The sequence below is a fragment of the Candidatus Merdisoma sp. JLR.KK011 genome (assembly GCF_036941125.1).
GTDB lineage: Bacteria > Bacillota > Clostridia > Lachnospirales > Lachnospiraceae > Laedolimicola.
This window is the reverse complement of record NZ_JAYWSZ010000003.1, coordinates 972,161-997,976: the sequence shown is the minus strand read 5'-3', so window position 1 is coordinate 997,976 and position 25,816 is coordinate 972,161. Positions and strand designations below refer to the sequence as shown.

At 47.3% G+C, this 25,816-nt stretch carries 24 protein-coding genes; 6 read left to right on the top strand and 18 right to left on the bottom strand.

The window, feature by feature from the left end; translation table 11 throughout:
• Nucleotides 1-2: 2 nt before the first annotated feature.
• Nucleotides 3-1,481: a sugar ABC transporter ATP-binding protein gene (locus tag VV089_RS05695; RefSeq protein ID WP_334335243.1), complete on the bottom strand. Its 1,479-nt coding sequence runs from the start codon at nt 1,479-1,481 to the stop codon at nt 3-5.
• 145 nt (nt 1,482-1,626) lie between these two features.
• Nucleotides 1,627-2,646: a sugar ABC transporter substrate-binding protein gene (locus VV089_RS05690; protein ID WP_334335242.1), complete on the bottom strand. Its 1,020-nt coding sequence runs from the start codon at nt 2,644-2,646 to the stop codon at nt 1,627-1,629.
• Nucleotides 2,647-3,089: 443 nt separating this feature from the next.
• Between VV089_RS05690 and VV089_RS05685 the strand changes: the two genes are divergently transcribed.
• Nucleotides 3,090-3,911 (top strand): DeoR/GlpR family DNA-binding transcription regulator, encoded by an 822-nt coding sequence (locus VV089_RS05685; protein WP_172540808.1) that lies wholly within the window; start codon nt 3,090-3,092, stop codon nt 3,909-3,911.
• A gap of 372 nt (nt 3,912-4,283) precedes the next feature.
• On the opposite strand, the gene VV089_RS05680 is transcribed toward VV089_RS05685, so the two are convergent.
• Nucleotides 4,284-5,285 carry a transposase gene (locus VV089_RS05680; protein ID WP_334335241.1) on the bottom strand — a complete coding sequence of 334 codons (1,002 nt, stop codon included), beginning with the start codon at nt 5,283-5,285 and terminating at the stop codon, nt 4,284-4,286.
• A gap of 279 nt (nt 5,286-5,564) precedes the next feature.
• On the opposite strand from VV089_RS05680, the gene VV089_RS05675 reads away from it, so the two are divergent.
• From VV089_RS05675 to VV089_RS05665, 3 genes are all read left to right on the top strand, one after another.
• The gene (locus tag VV089_RS05675) at nt 5,565-5,945 is read left to right on the top strand and encodes a TnpV protein (protein WP_172540810.1); all 381 of its coding nucleotides are present in this window, start codon (nt 5,565-5,567) and stop codon (nt 5,943-5,945) included.
• Between the two features lie 169 nt (nt 5,946-6,114).
• Entirely contained in the window at nt 6,115-7,176 is a 1,062-nt protein-coding gene (locus VV089_RS05670; protein ID WP_172540811.1) for a helix-turn-helix domain-containing protein, read from the top strand.
• Nucleotides 7,177-7,317: 141 nt separating this feature from the next.
• Nucleotides 7,318-8,631: an IS1182 family transposase gene (locus VV089_RS05665; RefSeq protein WP_334335240.1), complete on the top strand. Its 1,314-nt coding sequence runs from the start codon at nt 7,318-7,320 to the stop codon at nt 8,629-8,631.
• Nucleotides 8,632-8,757: 126 nt separating this feature from the next.
• Here the strand turns inward: VV089_RS05665 and VV089_RS05660 are convergent, their stop codons facing one another.
• The 3 genes from VV089_RS05660 to VV089_RS05650 are packed head-to-tail and all read right to left on the bottom strand — an operon-like array spanning nt 8,758 to nt 13,277.
• On the bottom strand, nt 8,758-9,546 hold the full coding sequence (locus VV089_RS05660) for a hypothetical protein (protein WP_172540812.1): 789 nt from the start codon (nt 9,544-9,546) through the stop codon (nt 8,758-8,760).
• Nucleotides 9,547-9,578: 32 nt separating this feature from the next.
• Nucleotides 9,579-10,673, bottom strand: a complete 1,095-nt coding sequence (locus VV089_RS05655) for a DUF5716 family protein (RefSeq protein WP_334335238.1) — start codon at nt 10,671-10,673, stop codon at nt 9,579-9,581.
• Between the two features lie 51 nt (nt 10,674-10,724).
• Nucleotides 10,725-13,277, bottom strand: coding sequence for a DUF5717 family protein (locus VV089_RS05650; protein ID WP_172540814.1), 2,553 nt, complete (start codon nt 13,275-13,277; stop codon nt 10,725-10,727).
• A 205-nt stretch (nt 13,278-13,482) separates the two neighbouring features.
• Between VV089_RS05650 and VV089_RS05645 the strand changes: the two genes are divergently transcribed.
• Nucleotides 13,483-14,577 carry a pyridoxal phosphate-dependent aminotransferase gene (locus VV089_RS05645; protein WP_334335237.1) on the top strand — a complete coding sequence of 365 codons (1,095 nt, stop codon included), beginning with the start codon at nt 13,483-13,485 and terminating at the stop codon, nt 14,575-14,577.
• Nucleotides 14,578-14,688: 111 nt separating this feature from the next.
• Here VV089_RS05645 and VV089_RS05640 read toward each other — a convergent pair whose 3' ends face one another.
• The 6 genes from VV089_RS05640 to VV089_RS05615 form a co-directional block, all read right to left on the bottom strand.
• Nucleotides 14,689-15,690 carry a peptidylprolyl isomerase gene (locus VV089_RS05640; RefSeq protein WP_172540816.1) on the bottom strand — a complete coding sequence of 334 codons (1,002 nt, stop codon included), beginning with the start codon at nt 15,688-15,690 and terminating at the stop codon, nt 14,689-14,691.
• 1 nt (nt 15,691) lies between these two features.
• Nucleotides 15,692-15,955 carry a glyoxalase gene (locus VV089_RS05635; RefSeq protein WP_172540817.1) on the bottom strand — a complete coding sequence of 88 codons (264 nt, stop codon included), beginning with the start codon at nt 15,953-15,955 and terminating at the stop codon, nt 15,692-15,694.
• Nucleotides 15,956-16,021: 66 nt separating this feature from the next.
• Nucleotides 16,022-16,807 (bottom strand): HAD family hydrolase, encoded by a 786-nt coding sequence (locus VV089_RS05630; RefSeq protein WP_172540818.1) that lies wholly within the window; start codon nt 16,805-16,807, stop codon nt 16,022-16,024.
• 59 nt (nt 16,808-16,866) lie between these two features.
• On the bottom strand, nt 16,867-17,532 hold the full coding sequence (locus VV089_RS05625) for an HAD family hydrolase (protein ID WP_334335236.1): 666 nt from the start codon (nt 17,530-17,532) through the stop codon (nt 16,867-16,869).
• A gap of 37 nt (nt 17,533-17,569) precedes the next feature.
• Complete coding sequence (locus VV089_RS05620; protein WP_334335235.1) at nt 17,570-18,175, bottom strand: Maf family protein; 606 nt, start codon at nt 18,173-18,175, stop codon at nt 17,570-17,572.
• A complete protein-coding gene (locus VV089_RS05615) occupies nt 18,172-18,864 on the bottom strand; it encodes a LiaF transmembrane domain-containing protein (protein ID WP_172540821.1) in 693 nt (230 codons plus the stop codon). The genes VV089_RS05620 and VV089_RS05615 overlap by 4 nt, the downstream gene beginning before the upstream one ends.
• Before the next feature lie 328 nt (nt 18,865-19,192).
• On the opposite strand from VV089_RS05615, the gene VV089_RS05610 reads away from it, so the two are divergent.
• Nucleotides 19,193-19,462, top strand: coding sequence for a hypothetical protein (locus VV089_RS05610; protein WP_172540822.1), 270 nt, complete (start codon nt 19,193-19,195; stop codon nt 19,460-19,462).
• Between the two features lie 100 nt (nt 19,463-19,562).
• Here VV089_RS05610 and VV089_RS05605 read toward each other — a convergent pair whose 3' ends face one another.
• The 6 genes from VV089_RS05605 to VV089_RS05580 all read right to left on the bottom strand — a co-directional run bounded on the left by VV089_RS05605 (nt 19,563) and on the right by VV089_RS05580 (nt 25,673).
• On the bottom strand, nt 19,563-19,871 hold the full coding sequence (locus tag VV089_RS05605; RefSeq protein ID WP_172540823.1) for a thioredoxin family protein: 309 nt from the start codon (nt 19,869-19,871) through the stop codon (nt 19,563-19,565).
• A 38-nt stretch (nt 19,872-19,909) separates the two neighbouring features.
• Nucleotides 19,910-20,830 (bottom strand): NAD(P)/FAD-dependent oxidoreductase, encoded by a 921-nt coding sequence (locus VV089_RS05600; protein ID WP_334335234.1) that lies wholly within the window; start codon nt 20,828-20,830, stop codon nt 19,910-19,912.
• A 12-nt stretch (nt 20,831-20,842) separates the two neighbouring features.
• Entirely contained in the window at nt 20,843-22,711 is a 1,869-nt protein-coding gene (locus VV089_RS05595) for an aryl-sulfate sulfotransferase (protein ID WP_334335233.1), read from the bottom strand.
• Nucleotides 22,712-22,733: 22 nt separating this feature from the next.
• Nucleotides 22,734-23,708: a sugar-binding transcriptional regulator gene (locus tag VV089_RS05590; protein ID WP_334335232.1), complete on the bottom strand. Its 975-nt coding sequence runs from the start codon at nt 23,706-23,708 to the stop codon at nt 22,734-22,736.
• 34 nt (nt 23,709-23,742) lie between these two features.
• A complete protein-coding gene (locus VV089_RS05585) occupies nt 23,743-24,024 on the bottom strand; it encodes a PTS sugar transporter subunit IIB (protein ID WP_172540827.1) in 282 nt (93 codons plus the stop codon).
• Nucleotides 24,025-24,242: 218 nt separating this feature from the next.
• The gene (locus VV089_RS05580) at nt 24,243-25,673 is read right to left on the bottom strand and encodes a PTS ascorbate transporter subunit IIC (RefSeq protein WP_334335231.1); all 1,431 of its coding nucleotides are present in this window, start codon (nt 25,671-25,673) and stop codon (nt 24,243-24,245) included.
• Nucleotides 25,674-25,816: the final 143 nt, after the last annotated feature.

Here is a 25,816-nt window from a genome sequence, read left to right as displayed (position 1 = left end):
CTTTAATTAGAAGCCATTTCCAAGACTGTCTGCTGAATCTCCTTATTTCCTGCAATCTCCTCTGCTTCCAATTTTCCTGTCAGCCTGCCTTGATGCATTACCATAATCCGATCCGACATTCCGATGAGTTCCGGCATCTCAGATGAAATCATAATCAACGACTTTCCTTTTTCTACAAGCTCATTCATCAATAAATAGATCTCGTACTTTGCTCCCACATCGATTCCCCGTGTAGGTTCATCCAGAATAATAATATCCGAATCCATAGCCAGCCATTTTGCAATTGCAACCTTCTGCTGATTTCCACCGCTTAAATTTTTAACAAGCTGCTCCATTCCGGGCGTTTTAATAGACAGAGCTTCTATATATTCTTCTGCCAGCCTTTTCTCCTTCTTCCTGTCGATGGAAAGCAAACGTTCCAATGCCTTTAACTTTACAAGAGAAATATTTTCACGTATAGGAAGCGTAAGGGAGACTCCCTGCCCCTTTCGGTCTTCCGGAACCAAACTGATTCCATTGCGAATCGCATCCATAGGTTCCTTGATTTCAATCCGTTTTCCGTTTCGGTAAATATCTCCGGCACTCTTCTTATCAATTCCAAAAAGCGCTCTCATAACTTCTGTCCGACCTGCGCCTACTAAACCGGCAAAGCCCAATATCTCACCCTTTTTCAAGGAAAAAGAAATATCTGAAATGCCTGTATTCTCTGTAGAAAGATGCTCCACTTTCAGAACCTCTTCCCCGATTTCAATATTTCGTCTCGGATATTCATCACTTAATTCCCTGCCGACCATTAGTTTTACCAGTTCATCTTTATTTGTCTCATTAGTGGGAATCGTCTTGATGTACTGCCCGTCACGCATCACAGTGATGCGATCGGAAACCTTAAAAAGTTCTTCCAATCTGTGAGAAATATAAATAATGGAGACACCTTCCTTTTTCAAAGACTCAATAAGTTCAAACAGAATGGTTACCTCCCGGGTTGTAAGCGGCGCCGTCGGCTCGTCCATACATAAAATTTTGGCATCCTCCAAAATAGCTTTTACAATTTCAACCAACTGCTTATACGCATTAGATAAGTCGCAGACACGTACTTCTGGATCAATCTCAATTCCAAATCGTCCAAAAACTTCCTTTGTTTTCTTTATCATGGCTTTCTTATCTGTATTTAAGCCATGCATCATTTCCTTTCCTAAAAACAGATTCTCATAAATCTTCAGATAAGGAACCAGGTTAAATTCTTGATAAACCATAGCGATTCCTTTCTCTTTTGCCTCCAGGGGCGACAGTTGCTCGATCCGTTCACCAAAAAGGTAGTATTCTCCGGAATCCATCGGCTGCGCCCCTGCAATAATTTTGCACAAAGTTGATTTGCCTGCGCCGTTTTCTCCCAGAAGTGCGTGCACCTCCCCCTTGCGGAGTTCAAAGTCTACATGGTTAAGCGCTTGAACTCCCGGATAGGATTTACAGATCTGATTCATTTTGAGACTAATATCTCCGGTCATTTTTTCCAAAGCTTTTTCACTCCCAATTCTATGGAATTTCCATAAATACAGCGGCTGCCAGTACACAATTCTATGGCCCGACAACCGCCATTTCTTCAAGCAGCTTTATCTATGCAAGCAATTAATTTTTATACTCATCAATATTTTCTGCACTGATAGCATTGACAGGAACCATAAAGGACTCTGGGATCTCTCCGCCGTCTCTTAAGGTCTGTGCATACTCAATAAACTGCTGTCCTGTTCCGACAGGATTCAAATATACAGTTCCTCTGTAAATCGTACCTTGGGAAATCAGCTCCAGTGCCTGCTCTGTTCCGTCAACGCCGCCAAGGAAAAAGTCTTCGCCTACCTCCTGGGCAATACAGCTCTCATATGCTCCGAGAGCTCCGGAGTCATTAATGCCGACAATCGCTACAATATCAGGATGAGCTGCAAGAATATTCTCTCCTGCCGTGATGCCGAGATCCGTTGTATGGGCATCAATCGTGGTTGCACAAACTGCATTGGGACAGAATTCTGCAATACCAGCCTTAATTCCGTTTTCCCGGCCAATCGTCTGCTCCAAAGCGCTCTGGGTCAAAATAGCAAATTTACAATCTGCATCCTCTCCGAAAGTATCCGCCATCCATTTTCCACAAATCTGTCCGATAGCGGTTCCCATTTCCAGCTCGTCCACATTCATATTACAGGTTGCATCCTCGTATGCCGTTGTATGAGTAATTACGGGGATCCCAGCCTCTTTTGCCTCTGCAATAACGCCTGTCAGCGAAGAAGAATCAACAGGACCCACTACAATCACATCCACACCCTGAGAAATGAAATTCTCCAAAGCGGAAACCTGTGTTGCCGAATCGGATTTTCCGTCTGCTACTACAGTCTTGATTCCTGCTTCCTTTCCTGCTGCCTCAAAGGAATTGGCAATGGCTGCCCAGAAATTGTTAGATAAATCCATAGGACAGAAGCCTACTGTAAACTCTCCGCTGTTTTCCGTCTCCGGCTTTTCGTTTTCCACCTCTTCTGCAGCTTCCACATCATTGTTCTCTGCAGCAGGGGGCTCTTCTTTTGGTGCACTTGAAGATCCGCAGCCGATCATTCCTAAGGATAAACACATTGCTAAAAGAATTGCTAAACTCTTCTTCATTTCTCATACCTCCACACTTTATTTTTTGTTTTGAATACTTGCGCGCCATATTCGTAACTTTTTCGAAAGATATTTTGCTTATTTCTTTCGAATTCGTAAGTTTATTTTAGCAACTTTCTTATATGCTGTCAATATAGTTTTTTATTTTTGTTTCATTTTCACAATTCACAGGACATTTTCTTTCTATTTTGCTTGTTTTTTTGTTTTATTTTCATAAATCGATATATTTTTCAAAAGATTTTAATTGTATATCCGATTAAAATTTTCTATTTTCCTAATTTTTCCTAATTTCGCTTGATTTATATTTTTATTTTGGTATAATAGATTTACCTTTTATAGAACGTTTTTGGGATGTTGAAGTTATTTTAAAACACCTTCAGCGCCCTGTCACTGTACAAAATATGGAATATTCTGTTTCTTCTTCACCCACTAGTAAAATGATTATGAATGAAAATAATGGTAATTTAAAACAGCATCGTTTAAAGCACGATGAAAAAAAAGCTTTTATTTTGGCGGAGCTCAACCAGAAAGGCAGCGTCCGCGTATCGGAGCTGAGCGAACAGCTTGGCTTATCCAGCGTCTCTATCCGCAATATGCTGATGTCCCTGGAAAAAGAATATCTCCTCCAGCGAACCTGGGGAGGCGCTATCAAGCCAATCGGCACGGCAAAAGAAATGTCTTATCAGACTCGTGAAACAAAATATCTGAGGGAAAAGGCTGCGATTGCACAGACTGCTTACGATTATATAGAGGAAGGCAACACCATCTATATCGACAGCGGAACGACGACCTTCGAGCTGGTGAAGCTGCTTCGGAACAAACCCAAGCAGAATATTCTGATTGCGACCAATGCTTTTGATCATGCCACGGAGCTTATCGGGACTCCGGATCTGAGAATTATTTTTGCCGGCGGTGAAATCCGCCATGATTCCCGGGCCACCAGCGGCTATATTACCACCGATACCATTCGGAAAATGATTTTTGACAAGGTATTTATCGGAATCGAGCATATTTCCTATGAGCACGGAATCACTACGCCGAATATCCAGGAGGCCGATCTGAAGCAGACCATCTTAAATTCTGCCAAGCAGTGCTTTGTGCTGGCGGATTACTCCAAGTTCTGGGATGATTCCCTGATCCAGGTGAATGTACCTCAGAAGCTTTACCAGGTGATTACGGACTGGCATATTACGAAAGAAGAAATCCGGAGATTTAATGCAAAAGGAATTCATTGCATTGTGGCTCCGGATCTAAGTGAGGAATAGCTCGCAGGAAAAAATAATCTATGGAAAAAGAGCTGCTTCCTATAGCTCTTTTCCATATTTTAACAGTTCAAGTCAACCCATCCTGAAGAGGCATGTATTGATGGAGTATCCGTAAGGGTATTAGAACGAATCCTTGGCATATTATAGTTTTGCTCTTCCATAGAATGATTATCATATTACCCTTCCGCTTTAAATATTTTTAAATATTATAGTACTAACACCAGTTTACAACTTTTTGATTTTTTAAAAATAAAAATACAAACTCAGTCTCTTTGCGGTATAATTTAAGCGACTAAACAAAAATCCACACGAAAAGAGATGAGTTTGTATCTACCACTTATTGTATCATTCCATTTCTACATTAAGCCAACACTAATTATCACTCGAAAGCCCAAGCCACTGCTTTATTGTTTCTACAGCGTACCCTACACCTTGAGCAATTTTTTCAACATCAACTCCAAGATTATAAAAATTTCTAGCTGCTTCCTGAGCCTTTTTTAACTCACCTCTTCGTTCTCCATCCCGTTCAGATTCTTTCCTCATTTCCTGAATCGCCTGGCACACATTAACCACCTCGTCTTCTTCATCATATTTTATGCCTGAATTTGTAATTGCTTCGATCACATCTGCCGCCCTACGCTCTACTTCCCGGAAACGCCTTTCATTGGCCGCCAATACCCTGCTTAAGTTCTCCTTGTCTTTCGAATACTTGATAAACAACATAACCTCCCGCAGGCTGGACTGGAATTTCATGATCTCCTCATCCGCCATCTGCGCCGGGGCAATCAGCCGCACATGGTAATTGTCCATGCAGGCAAGCACGTCCGGGTCTGACACATCCATCATATCAAACAGGCTTAACGGCCCATCCCACTCTTCCGAACCGAAAAATATAGTCACCGTAATGGAAGGTATCAGTCTGTCCTCCACCCAGAAACCGCTTAAGAATTCACCTGCACTTGGTGTTTTCCTACTTTCTTCAACAGACGCTTCCCCCTCCTCTTTTTTCCGTCTCCTTTCCTTCCTGTGCGATTTTGCCGCCTCTTCCACCTGTCCTGCGTATTCCAATGCATCATAGAGATTGTTCTTCACAGGCATGGCATAATGAATTTCGGCCTGGTTCTCTGCTCCATAAAGGACATATTCAATCTTTCCGTCCGTCATTGCTGCATACAACTTCTGCACATCACGGAATTTCTGGACAGGAATCACTGCGCCGTCCGCACCGTATGGCAGTGCGATCTTAGTGGAGTCACGCTCTGTAAGCTGCTCCGGCAGGATCACCTGCCGCCCTCCGTAAATATAGTAATTAAAAATATCGGCAAACACGCCTGCATCTTTAACATAATCCTTTATGATTGTATCTGCTTTCAATGGCATCTACCGCCTTTCTCATGAATGGCACACATCCTATCAGATTCCTGTCTCTGCCATGGTTCCATTATACTAAAGCATCTGCTTTTTTTCAAGCGTATCTGAGTGGCTTTGGAAACCTATCTCAATACATAACCACTTTGAAAATTGTTTACTCTTTCCCTGACTGCTTATAAGGGCAAAATTAAGGGCAAGAAAATCACATAACAAGATATAACAAAGTGTGGCAGTCGGAGAACTGTGACATATGTGCGAATATATTATAACGGAGGATTTTTTATGGACAAGTATATTTATGATGAAAGCAACGGTCTTTGGTATGAACTGCAAGGAGATTATTATATTCCTTGCCTTACTTTACCAACCGAAAAAGAACACAAGCCTATTGGCTTATGGGGACAGCGACACAAACACTACTTGCAGGAACATAAACGGGCGGTTTATATTTCGCTGCTCACAAGTGGCAAATTGAACAGTTATCTTGCTGACATCAACGAACAAGCCGAAAATATACTTTGTCGGTTGGTTAAGAAAATGGCTGCAAAAGAGAATGTGACAGAACAGCTTAAAGCAGAAAATCAAATGCTGTGGGTGCAGTTGATGAATAACATTCACAACCGTGCAATGGAAGTTGTAAATAGCGAAATTATTTATCAATAAAATCATAGCGGTGTTTCTGTTTGAGGAACAGGAACACCGCTTGTTTGATAAGAACTTAATTACCGGTTAATATTTCTTCTTGAAAGTTAATAAGTGATAAATAGAAAATGTAAGTAATTAATGCTACAATAAAGGTACGAAAAAGTTAAATCGTAAAGGAGATAGCATTATGAAAATCAATGAAATAATTCGTGAGCGACGTTTAGCGAAAGGTTTTACGCAAGAACAGATTGCGAATTACCTTGGGGTTTCTGCACCTGCTGTAAATAAGTGGGAAAAAGGAACTTCATATCCCGATATAATTTTATTGCCAGCACTTGCCCGACTTCTCGATACAGACCTGAATACGCTATTATCTTTTCAAGATGATTTGTCAGAAAAAGAAGTTGCACTGTTTATGAATGAAGTTTCTGAAACGATGGATAAAAACGGTTTTGAAGCAGGATATTTGCTTGCCACTGAAAAGTTAAAAGAATATCCTACTTGCGATTTACTGGTGAGCAATTTAGCAATGCTGTTAGACGGTGCCTTGATGCTTCATGGCAGCAAAAACAAGTCAAACGAAATGTATCGAGAAAAAATTGAATCTTTATACTATCGTGCAGCACAAAGTGAAGATGCGACTATTAGAGAGCAAGCACAAGCGTGTCTAATTTCTAAATTGATGGGAAAACAAGATTATGAGCAAGCGCAGGAAATACTCAATACACTCCCCAAGAAAAGTCCTGTGGACAGAGAACAGGCTCAGGCAAATATATATATTGCACAAGGAGATTTAGAAAAGGCAGCGAAACTGATAGAGGAAAAACTATTATCTGCAACAAATGAAATTCACGCAGCGTTAATGACTTTAATGGAGATTGCACTTAAAGAAGAACGAATGGAGGCCGCAAAATATATCGCTGATGTTGATAAGCAAGCTGCTCAGTTATTTGATTTGTGGGAATACAATTCCTATGTTGCACATTTTCAACTTTATAACGCTACAAAAAATAGGGTTAAATCTTTGAAGATACTATTGCCTATGCTAAAATCACTCACAAAAAAATGGGATATTAACAAATCGCCATTATATCGCCACATCCAAACAAAAGAAGTTGATAAATCATTTGGACCAAAACTTCAAAAAGCTATTATTCAGTCAATTAACACAGATGAAGAAACCGAGTTCTTAAAAGACAGTCCAGAATTGCATGAACTAATAAAGGAAATAGATATTGAACAAAAGTAACTTAATAGCATTGATTTTTTCTATATGTAGACACCGTCAGCAGGCTGCTAACGGTGTTTTTTTACCGGCTATCTCTGTCAATGGATTTCTCACGCTGTTTTTGCGGTGGTTTCTGCTTGTTGCGTTCCTGTATCCACGCAGATGTTCGATATGGTTCCTCAAAACCATATGCTGCGATTGATAGATAAGGCGATTGACTGGAACTTCATCTATGAACTTGTGGAAGAAAAATACTGCCCGGATAACGGGCGTCCAAGTATGGATCCCGTCATGTTAATTAAAATTCCTTTTATTCAGTATCTTTATGGGATCAAAAGCATGCGTCAGACAATCAGGGAAATCGAAGTGAATGTTGCTTACCGATGGTTCCTTGGACTGGATATGCTGGACCCAGTCCCTCATTTTTCAACTTTTGGTAAAAATTATACCCGCCGCTTTAAAGACACCGACCTTTTTGAACAGATTTTTTCAAAAATTCTGGAAGACTGTATGAAATATAAACTGGTGGATACGGAGCAGATTTTTATGGATTCCACACATGTCAAAGCTTGTGCCAACAGTAAAAAGATGCGGAAAAGAGTTGCCCGCAAACAGGCATTATGGTATGAAGAAGAACTACAGAAGGAAATCGCAAAAGACCGGGAACTGCATGGCAAAAAGCCATTGAAAGATAAAAGTAACCATCAGCCGCCGATGGCCGGAGGAGGCGGAAGCAGCCAGGAAGATTTGGAAAAAGAAATACCGGAAGGTGCAAAAACACAAAAATGCAGCACCAGCGACCCAGAAAGCGGATGGTTTCGGAAAGGAGAGCATAAACACGTTTTTGCTTATGCAGTAGAAGCCGCATGTGATAAGCATGGATGGATCCTTGGATATACGGTTCATCCGGGGAATGAACATGACAGCCGCACATTTCCGTTATTGTATGAGAAGATGAAAAGATTTAAACCGGATATGATTGTTGCGGATGCCGGTTATAAAACGCCTGCCATTGCACACCGCCTGTTAGAAGATGGAATCCAGCCGCTTTTTCCATATAAACGTCCTATGACCAAGGACGGGTTCTTTAAGAAGTATGAGTATGCATATGATGAGTATTATGATTGTTATATTTGCCCGGGAAATGAAATCCTGACGTACAGTACGACAAACAGAGATGGTTATAGGGAATATAAAAGCTGTGGATTACTCTGCAGCAGCTGCCCCCACTTACATCAATGTACAGAAAGCAAAGATCATGTAAAGATGGTTACCCGGCATGTATGGGAAGAATATATGGAAAAGGCAGAAGATATCCGTTATACGATAGGAAACAAAGAGATCTATCAGCTGCGAAAAGAAACGATAGAACGGATCTTTGGGACAGCCAAAGAGCAGCATGGTTTCCGATATACACTATATAGAGGAAAGGCACGGATGGAAATAGAACCTTTGCGAATCAACCGGTATTTATAGAAAAGTGGTGCTGGGAATAATTACCAGCACCACTTTGTCTACAGTCTGGAGGGAGTCGCTCTGCGGCTCCCTTTTATGTCGTTCTCATCTAAATAAAACAGCTTAATTTCCGATTCTCGCCGCTTTTTATGCGTACCGCGTATTTCTATAATACTCCCTCTCCAGCTCATAAAGCCGCTCCGCCAGATCCTCCGGAACCTTAAGATGCTCCCCGGATTCTTCCACCAAGCGGTCATACTCTTCCGTGAAAAACTCTAGCTGCTCCCCTCGAATGTTCTGAAGCTCCATGGCCTCCTCAAAATCTTCCTCCGGAAGCCCCAGACGCATGGCGCACACATATTCCTTTAATACATCCGGATCCTTCCGGTACTGATAGGAAGTACGGAATGCCTTGGCCGCCCGGCCAAAGAGAAAGAGCCGGGTTAAACAGACGCCCAGATTATTCCACACATGGGCATAAAAATCCACCCCAAGGCGCTCGCTCTGGCGAATATTTAAAATCTTCTCGTATTCATAGACTGCCGCCTGATAATTGCCGTTGATGAAATACTCGTCCGCCCGGAGCTTTAACCGCTCCTGCTCCTGGTAGGTGTTGAGAATCTTCATTTTGGCGGACAGCTGTTCCAGCTCCTCCGGTGTGTAGTAATGGATGCTCCTGAGAATCGTCAGTACCATGTTCTGGAGACTGCTTCCGGCTTCGAAGCCCTTTTTCAGACGCTCCGCCAGCTCACCATTTCCAATTTCCGTGCGTATCCAGTCCCACAGACGCACGCCCAGCATCCGCTTGTCCACCAGATAGATATTCTGATACAGGAAATAAGCCAGCTCCTCCATGGAGTAAAGCCGGATTCCCATGCTCTCAATATAATACGGCGTTTTCGCCTGCTCCTGTTCACATATCAATACTGCTCCCATATTACACCCCTATTTCTGTACCGCTGCGCTCCTCAAGCCAGCTCCACTTCCTCCACCCAGCACAAATCCGTGGAGGGAAACAATTCTCCAAACCCCATATCCCGAACAGTCAGGCGCAGACGGTCTACACGGACAAACTCCGCCTCGATCCGAAGCCTGGATGCTCTGGAAGGCCGGTCCGGCAGCCCCTCCAACAGCAGGCTCTCCTTCAGCCCCTCCGCTCCCTGCATAGGCTGAAAATAGAATTCCACCACCGGCTCGTCATAGAGAAGCACCTCACAGCCCGCCTTCGCCTCATACCAGCTCTCCCCGGCATTCAGCAAGGTATACATGCTGTTCTTCCCCGTTCCCGGCGTCCAAAGACATACATTGTAGGAAATCTTGTCCGCCCCGAAGAACACATAAGCCGCAGACTCCTTCCGGCCGGCTCCGCGCATAGCCCGGTAACAGGCTCCCTTTGCATAAAGGTTATTGCCTGCAAACACCCTTCTCCCGCTGCAGAGAAGCTTTAAGGAAGCCTCATACCAGTCTTCCTCAAAGCCTTCCCCCACCAGATAAACCGTGGAAATGGGACGCCCCGAAAAAATCTCTCGTATCAGTTCCTGGAATGCCCCATTCTTATCCTCCTGCTGCAAGCCTGAAAGAGGACGGCTCCAGCTCTCTTCGCATTCAACTCTTGCCAGAAAGGGCGTAGTCCGGGGATTTACATTCAGTACCATCCCCCGAAGCTCCTCACCCTCATAATCAAAAAGCACTGCCTGGTGTCTCCAGATCTCCTTTGGCTGGTTCAGTACATAGGCGCAGAAGCTTTCCTGCCTGGTCTGTACGTAGATCCGGCTCTCCGGAACGCCCATGGTGCGCATGGCTGCCTGCTTAATCTGCTCCACCAGCCCCTCCTCCAGGGTTTCCACGGAAAACACAACGGAAACAGCCTCGTGGATTCGGCCGTAAGGCTTTAGAAGCCGGAGAGCCTTTTTCAGAAAAAGCTCCAGGCTTTCTGTCGGAATCCGGTATTTTTCCGCTCCCGGAACCACCGATATGGATACCGGCGCTCCGGAATCTGCGTTCCAGCAGCAAATTTGTGAATATTCCCTTCCCAGGTCAAAGCCTGCCGCAAACTGACCCATCTTCGCTCTCCTATTCCAGTTCCGCATCCACTCACTGCAATGCCTCGCTTTTTATTTTAAAGAAAAGAACTGCTCCACCAAAAACTGTCTGCGCCCGTATGCCTTCATCTGCTGCTCCAGCAGACGCAGATCCCGTTCCTCCAGGGCGCGCGCCATCTCGTAGAGCAGCGCATACTTGGTTCCTGTCACCAGCTCTTCCTCCTGCCCCTCCGTCACGCTGTGATCCGGCGTGGAGCTTTCCGTCCCATCCTCCAGGGTCTCCGTCACAAACCAGGTCAGACGCTCCCCGAAAAACAAGGTAAACTCCTTCACAAACACCCCGGTCTCCGTAGGATAAAGCCGCTCGGCCACATAACTGCACTGCTTCTCCCTGGGCGTCTCAACCACATAGTGAATCACTACCTTATGGGTTGGGTTCGTCCGGTATTCCACAAAGGTTTTGTCCTCCAAAAGCTGCGGTTTCCCAAGCTGCGCAAGCAGCTCCTTCATAAATCCGAAGCGCAGCCGCCGCTGTATGTACCCCATAGTCATCTGCTCCGCCCGGATTCTCTGGTGCTCCGAAAGCTGAGGCTGGGCAGAGAGATATTTCAGATAAGCCAGGCCGCAGACGTCCGCCAGATTCTCCTCCCACGCAATGCCCTGTTCGATGTAAATATACGTTTTCTCCGGCACCTTCTCGCCCAGCACAAAATCCTGGTAAGCCAGCCAGGTCATATAAGCCCTGCTGACAATGCCCTTCCCTCCCAGAGAATGGTAGTCCTGAAAAATCTGAAAAGCCTTATCGGAAAACTCTCCCGTAAAAAGCATCTGGCTTAAAAGACGCTCCTCTAAGTCGAACACATTCAGCTCAAATTCCTGTCCGGCCTTCCAGATGGCCTCCATCACCTGGCGGGAGCCATAGTAATATCCGGCCAGATATTCCAGAATGCTCTCATTGTACTTGTAGTTCTGAAATACAAAGAGACAAAGCTTTAAAAGGAATTCATTTTCCTCATACTCCATTTCCCGAATCTCCCAGGCCGCAAGCTTGATGAGAAGCTTCACCCTCACCATGGAATACCCGTGCTTTTTCACCATATTCCAGGCCTCCTCATAAAGCCCTCGCAGAATCAGGATCTCCGTAAACCTTGCCCGGTCCTTAGGCATCATATAGGTCGTTTCCGTGATAAAAAACTCCCGGTCCAGCTCCTCCAGCTCATGGTTCGCATAGTAATACTGGAGAATCTCCTGGCGCACCTCCTGCTTATACCGGGCCGTCAGACCGCTGATTTTCAAAATGCGCTTATAATTCTCCACATTTTCCCGGGTAATCACATGGTAACGGGAAGCCCCGTCACAAAGATGGAGATAAAGCCCCTGATGATACCGAAGAAGCTCCCGGCACCGCTCCACATACTTCTGCTCCTTAAGAAGCCTCTGCATACTGTAGGGCACGCTGGAGGTATAGCAGTTCCCCTGCTCGTCCACCAGAAGAATCACCGCCCCCGGCGTATAAACAGGCACAAGGGCCTTGCCGCCGCTTAAGGGCACCGTAATCCTCCGCTGCAGCGGCTCATAAAGCACCTGCACCTGGCGGATCCTGGGATCCTCGCAGGTAAGCTGCCTAAGAAACATAATGTCTGCCAGAGCCTCCGCAAAATCAATGGTTAAAAGCTCCTCCACCAGAAACCGCTCATAAATGAAAGCCAGATCCTCGCTTAATTTCCGCTCTAAGAGCTGCTCCAGCATAAAGGACTGGATCTCCCGTTCATACTGCCGGTAAATATCGCTGTCCCTCTCCTGGTAACGGATAATATTCGCATAGAGAAAGGCCTTCTGCTTACTGTTCAGGGTATTCTCCATATGAAAATACAAAAGCAGGTTCCGAGGCAGCTGTTCCTGATAATTCTCCGGCACAGACATCATAAAATATTCAAAGAGGTTGGTAATCTTAAGCTCCATGCGCACGCCCCTCTGATACCAGAAAAAGCTTTCCTCGTCCGTGCGCCCGTTTTTAATGAGAATGGAACAGATGCCGCTTAACATCTCCTGTCCGCCGTATTTGTGATAAGCCTTTTTCAGCCTGGAAAGCTGTCCGGCCGTAGGCTGGCGGCTCTTTAGAATCAGCTCCGTCAGGCGCACAGCCTCCTCCGGGGTCATATCCTCTTCCTTATAGTCGTCAATAATCTCCACCACCATATCCGGCTTCTGATTCATCTTCTCCGGAAGGGGCTCAATCGGATCCGCCGAGATAAAATACGCATAGCTCTCCTCCTCAAGCTCCCGGTGCTCCTCTACCTGAATCCGGTAAGGCAGCGTATATTCCCCGGCCTCCGTGACAATACAGAACTCTCCCTCAACCTCCTCGCCGCCCCACATGCCGCGGCTGTCAAACACATACGCAATCCTGGCATTGCGGCTGTGGAAGCTGGGATGCTCTACATACATACGGCTGGAAGAAGCATAGACAATTCCCTTGATAATCCGGCGGCAGGAAAGGGTAAAGTTCCCCTCATAACGGCTTCCGGGGCTTACATGAAACTGGACATAGGGCTCCGACAGCGTCACAGGACATTTCTCATATTCAAATTTTCCTGCGGCTATGCGCTCAATCTTTGCCCTCATTCGTCATTCATCCCTTCTCAATCTATAGTCCTGAAACATTTCCCTGCATACACATCTCAGAGATCACATAAAACAAAATCAAAACATTGCATTTTTTCCAAATAAGGTTATAATGATAAAATGAAAAAATACAATCTTACTTTCTGCTGCCACTGGCAACAGTATAACATTTTTTGAAATAAAGTACAAGAAAAGAGGAGCTCCAATGTTAAAACATGTCGATCATTTTCACGGAAGTGACTTAGAAAAAATAGAACAAGTCTACGGTATCAAAAAAGAAGAGATCATAAGCTTCAGCGCCAATGTAAACCCTCTTGGCATCTCCCCCGTCATGCGCCGGGCCCTGATCGAGCGCATAGACTGCATCACCTCCTACCCAGACCGGGAATACACCGCACTGCGCCGCCAGATGAGCGCCTACACAGGCGCACCCTTAGAGCACATCGTCGTAGGCAACGGATCCACCGAGCTCATTTCCCTCTTCATCCAGCTTGAGCATCCAAAAAAGGCTCTCATCCTTGGCCCCGCCTACTCTGAATACGAGCGAGAGATCTCCCTTGGGGGCGGAACCTCCCTCTACTATCCCCTCAAAGAAGAAAACGGCTTCGTACTCGACGCTGCCGACTTCCAGGCCTGCCTGAACGAAAGCCTGGATCTTTTAGTAATCTGCAACCCCAACAACCCCACCTCCTCCGCCATCACCCAGCAGACCATGCGGCAGATCCTAGACACCTGCAAACGCTTCGACATCTGCGTAATGATAGACGAAACCTACGTAGAATTCGCCCCAGATATCAACGCCATAACCGCCATCCCCCTCACACGCTATTACAACAACCTCATCATCCTCCGGGGCGTATCCAAATTTTTCGCCTCCCCCGGCCTGCGCCTCGGCTACGCTGTCACCGGAAGCGAAGACCTGCTAAAACGAATCAACTCCCGCCAAAACCCCTGGACCATCAACAGCCTTGCCGCAGCCGCCGGCGAGCTGATGTTCTCCGACCAGGACTACATCACCCGAACCCGAGACCTGACCGCCAAAGAACGCACCCGAATCCTAAAAGAGCTCAGTTCCTGGGACACCATAAAAACCTACGACTCCTACGCCAACTTCGTCCTCCTCCGCATAGAAAAAAAAGGCGTCACCGCCGAAGACCTCTTCGACCACGCCATCCGCCAAAAAATGATGATCCGAAACTGCTCCACCTTCCCCTTCCTAGACAACCGCTACCTCCGCTTCTGCTTCATGACCCCAGCCCAAAACACCGCCCTCCTAAACTGCCTCAAAGAAAAATTATAACCACCCACCCCACCCCCAAACCTCCGTCCCCAAAAACCAGGAACCGCCAGGAAACAGCCCCCACGCATTTCCGATATCCAGTGTCCGGCTGTTTCCTGGCGGTTCCGTCCCTTATTCCCCTTCAAAATACCTACTATAAACCTCCAAAAAACTCTCCGGGATCCCCCCCGTCCAATCCTCAAAATGCACCTGTTCCCAAATCTTCGTATTAAACTCCGAAGGCGTATTCGCCACCAGTTCCTCATAAACCCCGCTAAAGATCTCATCCCTGCGGCGCTCCACCATCGTAACCTTATTTGCCTCCGTAGCCTCCCGGTCAAAATTATTGACACATTTCAGGATATAATATCCGTCCTCCTCTTCAATAATACCGCTGACCCCTTCATTTTCCAAAGCAAAGGCCGCCTCCTCATAAGCGGCAGGCTTCTCCCCTCGTCCAAAGGTATAACTAATCTGACTATCCTTGCTGTAAGCAGAAGCAAGCGTCATAAACTCCTTCTCCTGCGCAAGCTTCTCCAGAATCTCCTCTGCGCTCTCCCGGGTATCCAGATGAATCTGCCAGACCGTGATAATCCGGGCCTCGTCATCACTGACCTCCGTATTCACATCTTTCGTAATCTCCTGGTAAACCTTTCTGGACAGTACATGATCATGGTAAAGGCTTTCCACATGTTCCTCCTTAAGCCCCATATACTTCACCATATCGCTGCCCATAGAAGTATAGTACTCCTCCGCCGCCTTTTTCACATGATCTGTCTCGGCTTCCGTGAGGGTAACCTCATATTCCTCCGCTAAAAGCGTCACTGCCTTCATAGCCGCAAGCTGAGAGACAATGATATTCTTCACGTACTCCTCCAGGGTGATTCCCCCGAAATCATGCTCCCACATCTCCACCCCGTAGACGCTTTCATACTGTCTCTGGTAGTCCATCACATAGATCATGGCTTCCGGCAGCGTGCAGACGCTGCTTCCTACCTTAAAAAGCTGATTCTCTGTAAGTCCGGTTGTCAGCACAAACTCTGTATTTTCAAAATGGCTGCACCCCTCAAGGCCTCCCGTAAGCATACAGGCGGCCAGACAAATGACAAGTCCTCTTTTTACTTTCTGTCTCATGCTACGCCTCAACAATCAGATAGGTGCCGTCACCTATGGAAAATACTTCCGACATCTCTTCCAGTTCCTCATAAGACAGGCCGGACACGTCCATGCCGCTCTCCTCGAAATACTCCTTCACCTCTTTAAGAGAGTTCACCACCACAGCCATGCAGTCGTCAAGAAACTCTTCCGCCTCCTCAAGGGTCTCTGCCACCGGCTCGTCAAAAAGCTGGCCCTGCTTTCTTAAAAAAATCTCCAAACATTCTTCCGAATATTCACTCATTGCAGCATCCTCCTATTCCAGTACCGTAATATCCTTCCCAGTACACTGGTATGAAATCCCTGGTTTTTATAATAAGGTTCTCAAAACCTTCAGCACTCCGTCGTTTACATTTGTATCCGCTACATATCTGGCTTCCTGCTTCACGGCCTCTGCCGCATTGCCGACTGCATAGCTCTCTCCCGCGCTTCGAAGCATCTCGATATCGTTGAAATTATCCCCGAACACCATGGTTTCCTCCGGCAGGATTCCTAAGATATTCTGGATGCTCCGGATGGCATTTCCCTTGTTGGATTCCTTGTTCAGAAAATCCACCCAGATTTCCCCGGATATGGCACAGTGCAGACGCTTGCTCCACCGGGGAATCATATCCTTTGCCAGGTGTTCGATATTGGTCTTGTGATAGAGCGCTACCTTATTCACCGGACGCTCAACTGCCAGCACATCCTCCTCCACATGCATCACACTCTTATAGCCCTTCAGCACCAGATCCAGGAATTCCGGATCCCGGCTTTCCGAATAAAAGCCCTCCTGGGTGTCCATGGTAAAGCTGGCTCCCGGAATCCTGCGCACTTCCTCTACCCAGTCTTTCACATCCTCCCAATCCAGCGTCTGATTCAGCATGGTGTAACCCCGGCAGGTTACAAAGGCCCCGTTTTCCGAAATGAAGATAATGTCGTTCTTCACCGGCTCAAAAAGCCGCGCCATGCCGGAAAAATGACGTCCGCTGGCTGCCGCAAAGAGAATGTCCTTCTCCTTGAGCTTACGGATCACCTCATAAATCTCCGGATTAATCCGATCTGTCCCTTCCGGAAGCAGCGTCCCGTCAATATCGCTCGCAATTAATTTAATCATAATGCTCCTCTTTCTCTCCTTTTATCCTCACAGTCAAACTCCCCGGCCGGATGTGAAGCTTACGCCTTCCCATCTCTGTAAATCCTGCCGATTTCAGAGGGTTCTCCGACAATCTCCATAGCTCCTGTCTCTTCCAGCTCCTTTCTGTCCCGGAAGCCCCACAGAACGCCCACCGTATACATACCTGCCGCCGTCCCGGTTTTCATATCTGTTCCAGTATCCCCGATATAGAGACACTCCCCGGGACTTACACACAGCATTTCTGCCGTATACAAAGCCCCGGCCGGATCCGGCTTTCTGGGGATCTCCTCCGTCTGCCCCTGAACCCAGTCAAACACGCCTTCCCCGAATACCTGGTGAATCACGTCTACCGTATTGGCATGGGGCTTGTTGGAAATAACCCCAAGCCTTGCCCCAGCTTCCTTAAGCTCCTCTAAAAGCTCCAAAATCCCTGGATAAGGGGTCACATGATACCGGCACCCCTCCCGGAAATATTCCATATACTTTTCTTTAAGGCTGTGAAACAATTCCTCCGACTCCGCGCTGCAGCGGCCAAGAAGCCGCCGAACCAGCATATCTACCCCATCGCCTACCATAAGCTTATAGTCGGCAAGAGACGCCTCCTTAAGCCCCAGATCCCGAAGGGCGTGATTTGCACAGACGGCAATGGACTCCACACTGTCGCACAGCGTACCATCAAAATCAAAAATACAGGCTTGATACATTTCGATACCCTTTCTAAATTCTCATCGTTTTTCCATTCTATCTTTCACTTTCCCCGGACTGCTCAAGCAAATCCACCCCGGCCTTTAACATCTCCTGGTAAAACCGGGCCGTCGGAAACCCTACTACCGTAGCGTATGCCCCTTCTATGCCTTTTATCCATACAGAACACGCCCCCTGGATGGCATAAGCTCCCGCCTTGTCCATAGGCTCGCCTGTCTCAATGTAGCCGCGAATCCATTCCTCTGTCATGGGATACATGGAAACCTTTGTTCCGTCTGCAAAATTCACGACGGTCTCTTTTGTTCCTGCATCCACCACCGCAACGCCCGTATAAACCATATGGGCGGCTCCCTGAAGCATACTCAGCATACGGAAGGCATCCTCTTTATCAGCCGGCTTTCCCAGAATCTTACCATCCAGGGCAACCACCGTATCTGATCCGATCACATATGCATCTTCCGCCGTCTGATCCGCAATCTCCCTGGCCTTCTGAAGGGCCAGCTCCTTCACCACATCCTCCGGCCTTTGAAAGCTGCTCTTTTCCTCGCCCTGGGCCGGACATACGGAAAAAGCAAGGCCCATCTGGGAGAGAAGCTCCTTTCGCCTGGGAGAAGCGGAGGCTAAAATCAGCTTTTTTCTCATTTGATATCAACGCCTCCAAATACACAGGTTGCATTCACGTAGAGGGTATAGCAGGGAACCTCCGCAGGGGCCGGCGCCTTATTGGACACGCCGCCCAGAACAGGGGTTGACATAACCCGTACTACTACGTTGGCCGGAACGTAAATGTCAATGCCGCCGAAGATCGCCGTTGCGTCAATCCGCACATCACGCTCGATCCGCGCCGACCTCAGATCCATCTCTACGCCGCCGAACACAGCGCTTACTGTGGCGCCCTCGAAAAGCTGGCCGTCATACTGGGCCTTTCTTCCGTCAAACACCCCTGACACGTCGGAGCCGCCCATGCCTGATTTTTCAAAGGGGATTTGGTTCCCCTGCTGATCGGTGATTCTCCGCTTTGTATTGCTGAGCATAATGCTCAGACCGATGAGAATGAGAATCGCCGGCACCAAAAGCTTACGTATTATGGAAAACTCAAGAACCCCCTGGGCCGCCAGAAGAAGGGCGATTCCCACGCAAAGGCCCGCGATATTGCCGCCGTTCGGCCCGTGCTGCATAAGGTTGATGGCGCAGGGGATTAGGATAAACAGGGTCCACCAGCCCTTGAAGAAGATCTGAAAATCCCAGAAACCAAGATTTCCTCCTGCGTAGCCGATTCCGATGAGAATCAGAACCAGGCCCCATATTACATTTGAAACTCTGTTTTTCATCTTTTGCACCTCTATTCCAGTTCCGCAATATCCCTTCAATGCCTCTGCTTCGAGAAGAATTTCCGGTCACAAAAACATGTGCCCGTAAATCCTTCTGGCATTGCCGGGATATTGCTGTTTCCAGTTCCGCAATATTTACAATCTATATTTATATAGAGTAATATATATTTTTTCCGTTGACAATAAATTTTTTCATTTTTTTTACTTTTCTTTTTTCCTGTTTCGTATTACAATAGAGAAAATGTTTTCCAAATAGTGGACAGACTATCATTGAGCTTTGGAAGCAAAAAAGCACTTTTTAAAGTGCAGGAAAGGAGTTTTATCTGATATGAAGAAGTTTTTTAAGTTTGCAGGTTCCCTTACACTGCTCTGCGCAGCCCTTGCCGGAGGTATCTTTGCTTACAAGAAGTTTTTTGCCCCCGATCCCTTTGAGGATGATTTTGACGATGATTTTGATGATCCCCAGGAGGAAGATCTTGAGATTTCCGGACGCGGTTATGTATCCCTGACCTCTGAGGAGGATACAGACGGCGAAGAAGCAGAGGAGCCGAAAGCCGAAGATGCCGAAAAAGAAACGGAAGCCGGAACCGAAGCTTAAGTTTTTTCCCAGAGGGGAGAGACGGCTTTTTTTGTAAATCTTGCGTTAAGCAGAAAAGGGGGCTGCCGAAACTCCCGGCAGCCCTTCTTTTTGCGTGCTCTTATGCTTCTTCAATCATTTTGACAATGGCCGGTTTTTGCTGCAAACCTGTCATGCGTTTTACTTCTTTTCCATCCTTCAGTAAGACTAACGTGGGATAACCGGTGATCTCATATTCCTCTGCAAGATCTCTGTTTTTATCAAAATCAAGCTTCATAATCTTTACCTTATCCCCGCATGCCTTGTCTACGTCAGCCAGTACGAAGGCAAGCATTTTGCATGGGCCGCAGGTGGTTGAATAAAAATCTGCCAGCACCAGCCCTTCCTTGGAGGACTGGCGGAATTCCTCTTCCATTACTTCTTTTAACATCTAGGTCTCCTATTCTGCAGGCGTGTTCCCTGCTCTTTTCAATTTAGATTCTGTACATATCTTGCCGCATTCTGGGCCGCAATAGCGCCGTCCGCGCAGGCTGTTATCACCTGGCGCAGATTCTTGGTTATGCAGTCTCCTGCTCCGAAAACGCCGGGCACACTTGTCTCCATCCGCTCGTTTACCTTCACATAGCCTCTCTCGTTCAACACATCCAGCCCCGAAAAGCACTGGGTAGCCGGTATCTGGCCGATGTATTCAAAGACCTGCCTGCAGCTTACCCGGAATTCCTCTCCCGTCTCCTTAGAGCGCAGCAGGACTCCCTCCAGGTGATTCTCGCCGCAGAACTCCAATACATCGTGTCCGGCATAAAGCTTCACATTCTCAAAGGCAAGAAGCTTATCGCAGGCTATGGGATCCGCGGACAGCCTGGAGCGCACAACCAGAGTGACAGACCTTGCGAATCCTGCCAGGTAAACAGCCTCTTCCACGGCAGAATTGCCTCCGCCGATGACTACAACGTCCTTGTCCCTGCATCCGGCTCCATCGCAGACAGCGCACCAGCTTATGCCGTTTCCTGTAAACCGCTCTTCCCCTGCCGCTCCCAAAAGCCTGGGAGTCGTCCCGGTGCACAAAATTACGGTTTTGGCCCTGTAGGTGCGGTTTTCTTCCTCGCAGATAACCAGCTTTTCCCCGCCGTTCTCCTGGACCTCAAGAACCGTCCGATAATCAAATTCTACATTCAGCTCCTGGGTGTGCTGAAACATGCGGATAGCAAGATCCGCCCCGTCCACGGTCCCCATACCCGTATAATTCTGGATTTCACTTGTGTTTATCACCTTTCCGCCTGGGGCGAGCCGATCCAGCATCAGAACGGAAAGATTGGCTCTGGCTCCGTAGATGGCCGCCGTCATTCCGGCCGGGCCGCTGCCGATAATAATTAAATCATAATCTGTCATTTCTGCCTCCTGTCAACAGACAATCTGTATCCCTGTCTCATACTTCTTGTCATCTACAATCACCCGAAGGTCAAAGGTTCCCTTTAGTCCCTCCTTGTTTACATTCAAAGTAACATTTCTGGGATCCTTCTCGATAAATGTACCGCAGCACAGGGCGTTGAACTTACTTTTGGAGGTAGAAATAAAGTACCCGTGCTCCTCTTTCTCATTTTCCAGCATCAGCATAACCATCTGGCCGCCTTCGAAAACGGCTTTAAATACAAAGCGGTCTTCCTCTTCCGTAACCTTCGCCTCATAGCGGTAGGGAAGCAGCTCCCCGCATGGCTCCATGGGAATAAGGGTGTCAAATTCCGGCGTCACGCCCATACGGCCTGCCCGGATTCCTTCTCCTAAGGGCAGATTCTCTCCGTCACTGTAGAGCGCCATTTTCTTTGCCCGGTAGAAGTTTCCCTCAATCTTCATCTCAAAAATCACTTTTCCGCGCAGGCTCTCCACCGTAATGCTCTCGGCCCGTACATTTGGATCTCCCTGCAAAAGCGCCGCCGGCTTCTCCGATGCGTGCTCTCCATAATACTGAATGCCGCCGGAGTGCACCAGATAGTGATCCTCTCCGTACCATTCCACATTGCCGATGTAGGAGGAGAAGAATTCCTCGCCACGCTCCTTGCCATACTGCCAGAGCTGCTCAATGGTCATTGTTTCCCGATCGATCCGATATAATACGCCCCTGGAAAAGCTGTCTCTGTTCAAAAGGAATTTTTCCCGTATTTTGGAGCGGTAATGGCCATTGTCAAAGCACATAATTCCGCCGTTTGGCGTTACCAGACAGCCGTGCTGCTCGTAGGGCCAGTCAAAATCTCCGTCACCCTTGATCTGGAAGAAATACTTCTGCTTGTCCTCAGGCCAGGTTTCCGGATCGCCGATGATCCAATTCAGCGCTCCCGTTTCATAGTCAATGTTGATAATGGCATCCACATGGCGGCCTGAAAGAGTGATGGAATTGGTGTGCTTGTCATACCAGAGGGCGTTATTGTGGAACCAGTCCTTTGGCGTGTAACCGCCGGAAGGCCCCTCTCCCGGTACCAGACAGTCCTTTAAATCCCAGGTCTTCAGAATTTCGCCGGTTTCCCGATCAAGAAGGACAATTACATCCTCTACGGTCTCGTAGCTCTCTCCTTCCGTGAGCACCAGAATGTTTCCGTCCTCCATCTCCCACTGATCATGGTGATAGCCGCCGGGAATGGAATATTCCTTTACAATCTTTCCCATCATCGTCATTTCATAGAGGCCGGACATATAGTAGGGCATCTGCATAACGCGCTCGGTTCCGATCAGGAAGTTTCCGTTCTTAAGACGGGATATTTCAAAGATTACGGGAACGCTCAGATGCCAGCGGACTTCCCCAAAGCGATCAAAGGCTGTGGCCAGGGCGCTTAAGGAAGGAGTCACAAAGATCAGCTCCTCCGAAGTATACTCCGGCTCTGTCCGAAGGGACAAAAGTTCTGGCACCCGTTCGCTTAAGGCTTCCGTCCGGATGGTTATGGTATGGGCCCGTCCTCCGTAAAGGCGCAGCTCTACCTGGTTGTCGTACCCTCCGTAGAGGCCCAGAATGGGAAGGATATGCTCCTTTTTCCTGGGAAATGTGTGTACAATGGTTCCTTTGTTTTCTTTTCCGAATATGGTAACTGTCACTGCCGTTTCTTCCTCGGTTCGAAATGCAACCACGGCTGACAGTGGGTTAATCAAATAAGGATTCAGCTTGATATACGGCTTTTCCAGTGTATAAGCTCCCTGCGCAAACTCCTTTCGCATGGAGCCCTCTGCCGCCGCCTGCTGCGCCCGCAGGCTTTCACAAAAGCTGTAGGAAATCCTTTCTGTCATAGATTCTCCTCTCCGGAACAGCTTAGCAGCCGTCCCTCATAGCCAGCAGCTTTTCTGCTATCCGGCTGTCTGTGATTAAGCAATCAATCAAATTTCCCTTTAAAGCCGCACGGATAGCGTTGGTCTTGTCCAATCCTCCGGCTGCCGCGATCACATGAGGTACATTTTTTAAATCCTCAAAGGAAATGCCGACGATTTTATCATTGATGGGATCGGAAAGCTTATTCCCGTCTTTGTCCAGGAAATAACCGCAGAGATACCCTACGGCGCCTTTGTGCTTCAGCTCCCGTTTCTTCCGCTCCGTCAGATAGCCTGCCCAGGTGTTTTTGGGGTATTCTAAGGATACGTCTGCAATTCCGGTCAGCGCATAGTCCACAGTCCGTATTTTTTCCATGGTTCTCCGTATAAGAGGCTCTTTTAAAAGCTCCTTTCTCACGATATCGCTGTTCACATACATGGGTGCATACAGTCTGGTGGCGGTCCCCTGGAAGGTCTGGGCCATCCGCTCAGTGAGCGTGGTCACGTCAATATCCATCTGGTAATCGTCCATAGAATTTCCCATAAGCTGCAGCACCTGGATTCTCCCGGGGGAGGATGGCTTTAGCTGACGCACAGTCTGATACATGGTCCTTCCCCAGGCAATTCCGACAGAATCCCCGTCCTTTAAGGTTTCATCCAGGTAGTTGGCAGCCATTTCCCCAATCCGTTTGATGGAAATATCGGTATTCTGATTCTCATACAGGTCTGTAACTACCAGAGCTTCTTTTAGCCTGAATCTGCGCTTTAGCTCTGTCTCCAATTTGATGGAGCGCTTTAAAGGATAATTGATTTGAAACTCTACAATATGTTCCTCCCGTGCAATCCGTAGGGCACGGGATACTTTGGCTTTGGAAAAAAAGAGGATGTTGGCTATCTCCAGCTGTGACATTCCTTCTATATAATACATTCTTGCCACTTCGGCAATAACTGCAAGCTCTCCCTCATCCAGCTGCCTCATAACGCATAACTCCTATCTGTAAAATAACTGACTTTTATACAATTCCGCTTTCTTTGAGCTTTGTTTCCAATTCCTTTTTATTCATCAGGTTTTTAAGGCCAACTACGATGGTTCCCTCTTTTACCTTCAGATGGCTTACAAAGTTCTCTCCTACTACGATTAAATCATAATCGTGGGCTGTGGACTTTGCTTCGTCAATACTGGTGTGATGAACGGTGTGCTCTACACCGAGGTTCTTTAATACTGTTGAGCAGTTTTTCTTTAATAACTGTGAACTTCCCATTCCGCATCCGCATGCAACTAATACTTTTAACATCTTTGTCCTCCTATTCCAGTTCTGCAGCACTTAAAATGTGCACCTTATCCAGAAGTATTTCCGTCCGCAAATCCTTGCGTCCGTAAATTCTTCTGTGCAAATTTTAAGTGCTGCTGTTTCCAGTTCCGCAGCACTTAAAATGTGCACCTTATCCAGAAGTATTTCCGTCCGTAAATTCTTCTGTGCAAATTTTAAGTGCTGCTGTTTCTTATTGTGATTTAATCCTCCATACCGAGGGTAAAGTAATCCTTCTTGTTTCTCCGATACTGGAGCTGCGGAATGATGAGCATTCCGATGATGCATACCACTGCCCCCGGCACAGTGAGATACTTCATAACAGCTCCCATAGCCGGCCACAGCGTCGCCCAGTCCAGATTGCCTACATAGCCGCCGAAGGGGCCCATCTGGAACAGCATAATCGCCGCGGCGCTTCCCAGTACCTGCAAAAGCCCCGATCCAAGGCAGCATACAAGCAGCGCCCGGAAGCCGCCTTTCATATTGGCGTAGAGACCGATGGTGGCATTGTCATAGAACAGCGGCACAAAGCCCGGAATAATCATCAAGGGCGACTTGAAAACAAGCAGTCCCACAATGGCGATTACCTGTCCCAGGGCGCCGAAAAGGAAGCCAAGGGTTACGGCGTTGGGATCGCCGAAGGAGTAGGTTGCCGCACAGTCTACGGCCGGAAGAGAACCCTTTAAGATGGAACCTGAGATTCCCTCGAAGGACTCTACCATCTCTCCTACGAACATACGGATACCCGTCTTCAATACCACCAGTGATACGGCAAAGGATGTACATCTCTGGAAAATATACACAGGGAAGGTGAGATTTCCAAAGTTGGCTTCGTCTACCTGGCGCATCAGATCCGGCCCCAGGATCACCATAATCACTCCGAAGAACAAAAGCATAATCAAGGTGGTAGATACGACATAATCATCCAGAACCTTTAAAGCGCCGCCCAGTTTAAGCTCCTTCTCCTCCTGCTTTTTCTCCTTTCCCTTGAACAAACCGCCGAACCGGTAGGCAAACCATACGCCGAGCATCTGCTGATGGCCGATGGCGAATCCGGATCCTTCCGTCAGCTCCTGGGTAGCCTCTACGGTCAGATTGGAAAATACGGACCAGTAAGTGCCGCACAAAAGACCGATGAGTATGATTCCGCCCATATTCCGAAGATCCGGAATCAGGAGGAAGATAATCCAGGTTGCCACAGTCGACTGCTTTACCATAATGTGCCCGGTGGTAAAGAGCGTCCGGACTTTCGTGTACTTCCGGAAAAATACCAGTACAATGTTCCAGACAAATGCAATCAGCAGCGTTATCATGGCAAAGGAGGTCGTAACCCCGATGCTTTCCAGTGCACTGTTGGCCGCTGTCAGGCCGAAATTGGGGTCAATCACTACGGCGTCTACAGACCATTTCTGCTGGATTCCCTTCAAAAGCGGGTCAACCGTATTTTTAAGGGCTGAAGCGCCAAGCTGCAGAATCTGATATCCGACTACGGCTTTGATAAATCCGGCGGCAACCTCGTACCATTTTCTTTTTAAGAGGATATATCCTATGACAACGATAAGGCCGATAAAAATGGCCGGCTGGGATAGGATGTTGTTGAACATTACGTTCCAGATACTTGTAATAAGATTCATTTCTTCCCTACTTTCTTTTGTGCAGTACTCTCGGAAGCTTTTTGTGTCCGGATTTATGATGTGATGAAAGGCTTTGGAGAGTTCTTTTGTAAAATCCCTGTCTTTTTACTCAGTATTTCCTTGGTTACTTTTTCCTTCACGCG

Excerpts from the sequence above, each read along its gene's own strand:
- VV089_RS05695 (WP_334335243.1), bottom strand. The coding sequence starts at position 1,481 with ATGAATCAGATCTGTAAATCCTATCCGGGAGTTCAAGCGCTTAACCAT.
- VV089_RS05690 (WP_334335242.1), bottom strand. The coding sequence starts at position 2,646 with ATGAAGAAGAGTTTAGCAATTCTTTTAGCAATGTGTTTATCCTTAGGA.
- VV089_RS05685 (WP_172540808.1), top strand. The coding sequence starts at position 3,090 with ATGAATGAAAATAATGGTAATTTAAAACAGCATCGTTTAAAGCACGAT.
- VV089_RS05675 (WP_172540810.1), top strand. The coding sequence starts at position 5,565 with ATGGACAAGTATATTTATGATGAAAGCAACGGTCTTTGGTATGAACTG.
- VV089_RS05670 (WP_172540811.1), top strand. The coding sequence starts at position 6,115 with ATGAAAATCAATGAAATAATTCGTGAGCGACGTTTAGCGAAAGGTTTT.
- VV089_RS05665 (WP_334335240.1), top strand. The coding sequence starts at position 7,318 with ATGTTCGATATGGTTCCTCAAAACCATATGCTGCGATTGATAGATAAG.
- VV089_RS05660 (WP_172540812.1), bottom strand. The coding sequence starts at position 9,546 with ATGGGAGCAGTATTGATATGTGAACAGGAGCAGGCGAAAACGCCGTAT.
- VV089_RS05655 (WP_334335238.1), bottom strand. The coding sequence starts at position 10,673 with ATGGGTCAGTTTGCGGCAGGCTTTGACCTGGGAAGGGAATATTCACAA.
- VV089_RS05650 (WP_172540814.1), bottom strand. The coding sequence starts at position 13,277 with ATGAGGGCAAAGATTGAGCGCATAGCCGCAGGAAAATTTGAATATGAG.
- VV089_RS05645 (WP_334335237.1), top strand. The coding sequence starts at position 13,483 with ATGTTAAAACATGTCGATCATTTTCACGGAAGTGACTTAGAAAAAATA.
- VV089_RS05640 (WP_172540816.1), bottom strand. The coding sequence starts at position 15,690 with ATGAGACAGAAAGTAAAAAGAGGACTTGTCATTTGTCTGGCCGCCTGT.
- VV089_RS05635 (WP_172540817.1), bottom strand. The coding sequence starts at position 15,955 with ATGAGTGAATATTCGGAAGAATGTTTGGAGATTTTTTTAAGAAAGCAG.
- VV089_RS05630 (WP_172540818.1), bottom strand. The coding sequence starts at position 16,807 with ATGATTAAATTAATTGCGAGCGATATTGACGGGACGCTGCTTCCGGAA.
- VV089_RS05625 (WP_334335236.1), bottom strand. The coding sequence starts at position 17,532 with ATGTATCAAGCCTGTATTTTTGATTTTGATGGTACGCTGTGCGACAGT.
- VV089_RS05620 (WP_334335235.1), bottom strand. The coding sequence starts at position 18,175 with ATGAGAAAAAAGCTGATTTTAGCCTCCGCTTCTCCCAGGCGAAAGGAG.
- VV089_RS05615 (WP_172540821.1), bottom strand. The coding sequence starts at position 18,864 with ATGAAAAACAGAGTTTCAAATGTAATATGGGGCCTGGTTCTGATTCTC.
- VV089_RS05610 (WP_172540822.1), top strand. The coding sequence starts at position 19,193 with ATGAAGAAGTTTTTTAAGTTTGCAGGTTCCCTTACACTGCTCTGCGCA.
- VV089_RS05605 (WP_172540823.1), bottom strand. The coding sequence starts at position 19,871 with ATGTTAAAAGAAGTAATGGAAGAGGAATTCCGCCAGTCCTCCAAGGAA.
- VV089_RS05600 (WP_334335234.1), bottom strand. The coding sequence starts at position 20,830 with ATGACAGATTATGATTTAATTATTATCGGCAGCGGCCCGGCCGGAATG.
- VV089_RS05595 (WP_334335233.1), bottom strand. The coding sequence starts at position 22,711 with ATGACAGAAAGGATTTCCTACAGCTTTTGTGAAAGCCTGCGGGCGCAG.
- VV089_RS05590 (WP_334335232.1), bottom strand. The coding sequence starts at position 23,708 with ATGAGGCAGCTGGATGAGGGAGAGCTTGCAGTTATTGCCGAAGTGGCA.
- VV089_RS05585 (WP_172540827.1), bottom strand. The coding sequence starts at position 24,024 with ATGTTAAAAGTATTAGTTGCATGCGGATGCGGAATGGGAAGTTCACAG.
- VV089_RS05580 (WP_334335231.1), bottom strand. The coding sequence starts at position 25,673 with ATGAATCTTATTACAAGTATCTGGAACGTAATGTTCAACAACATCCTA.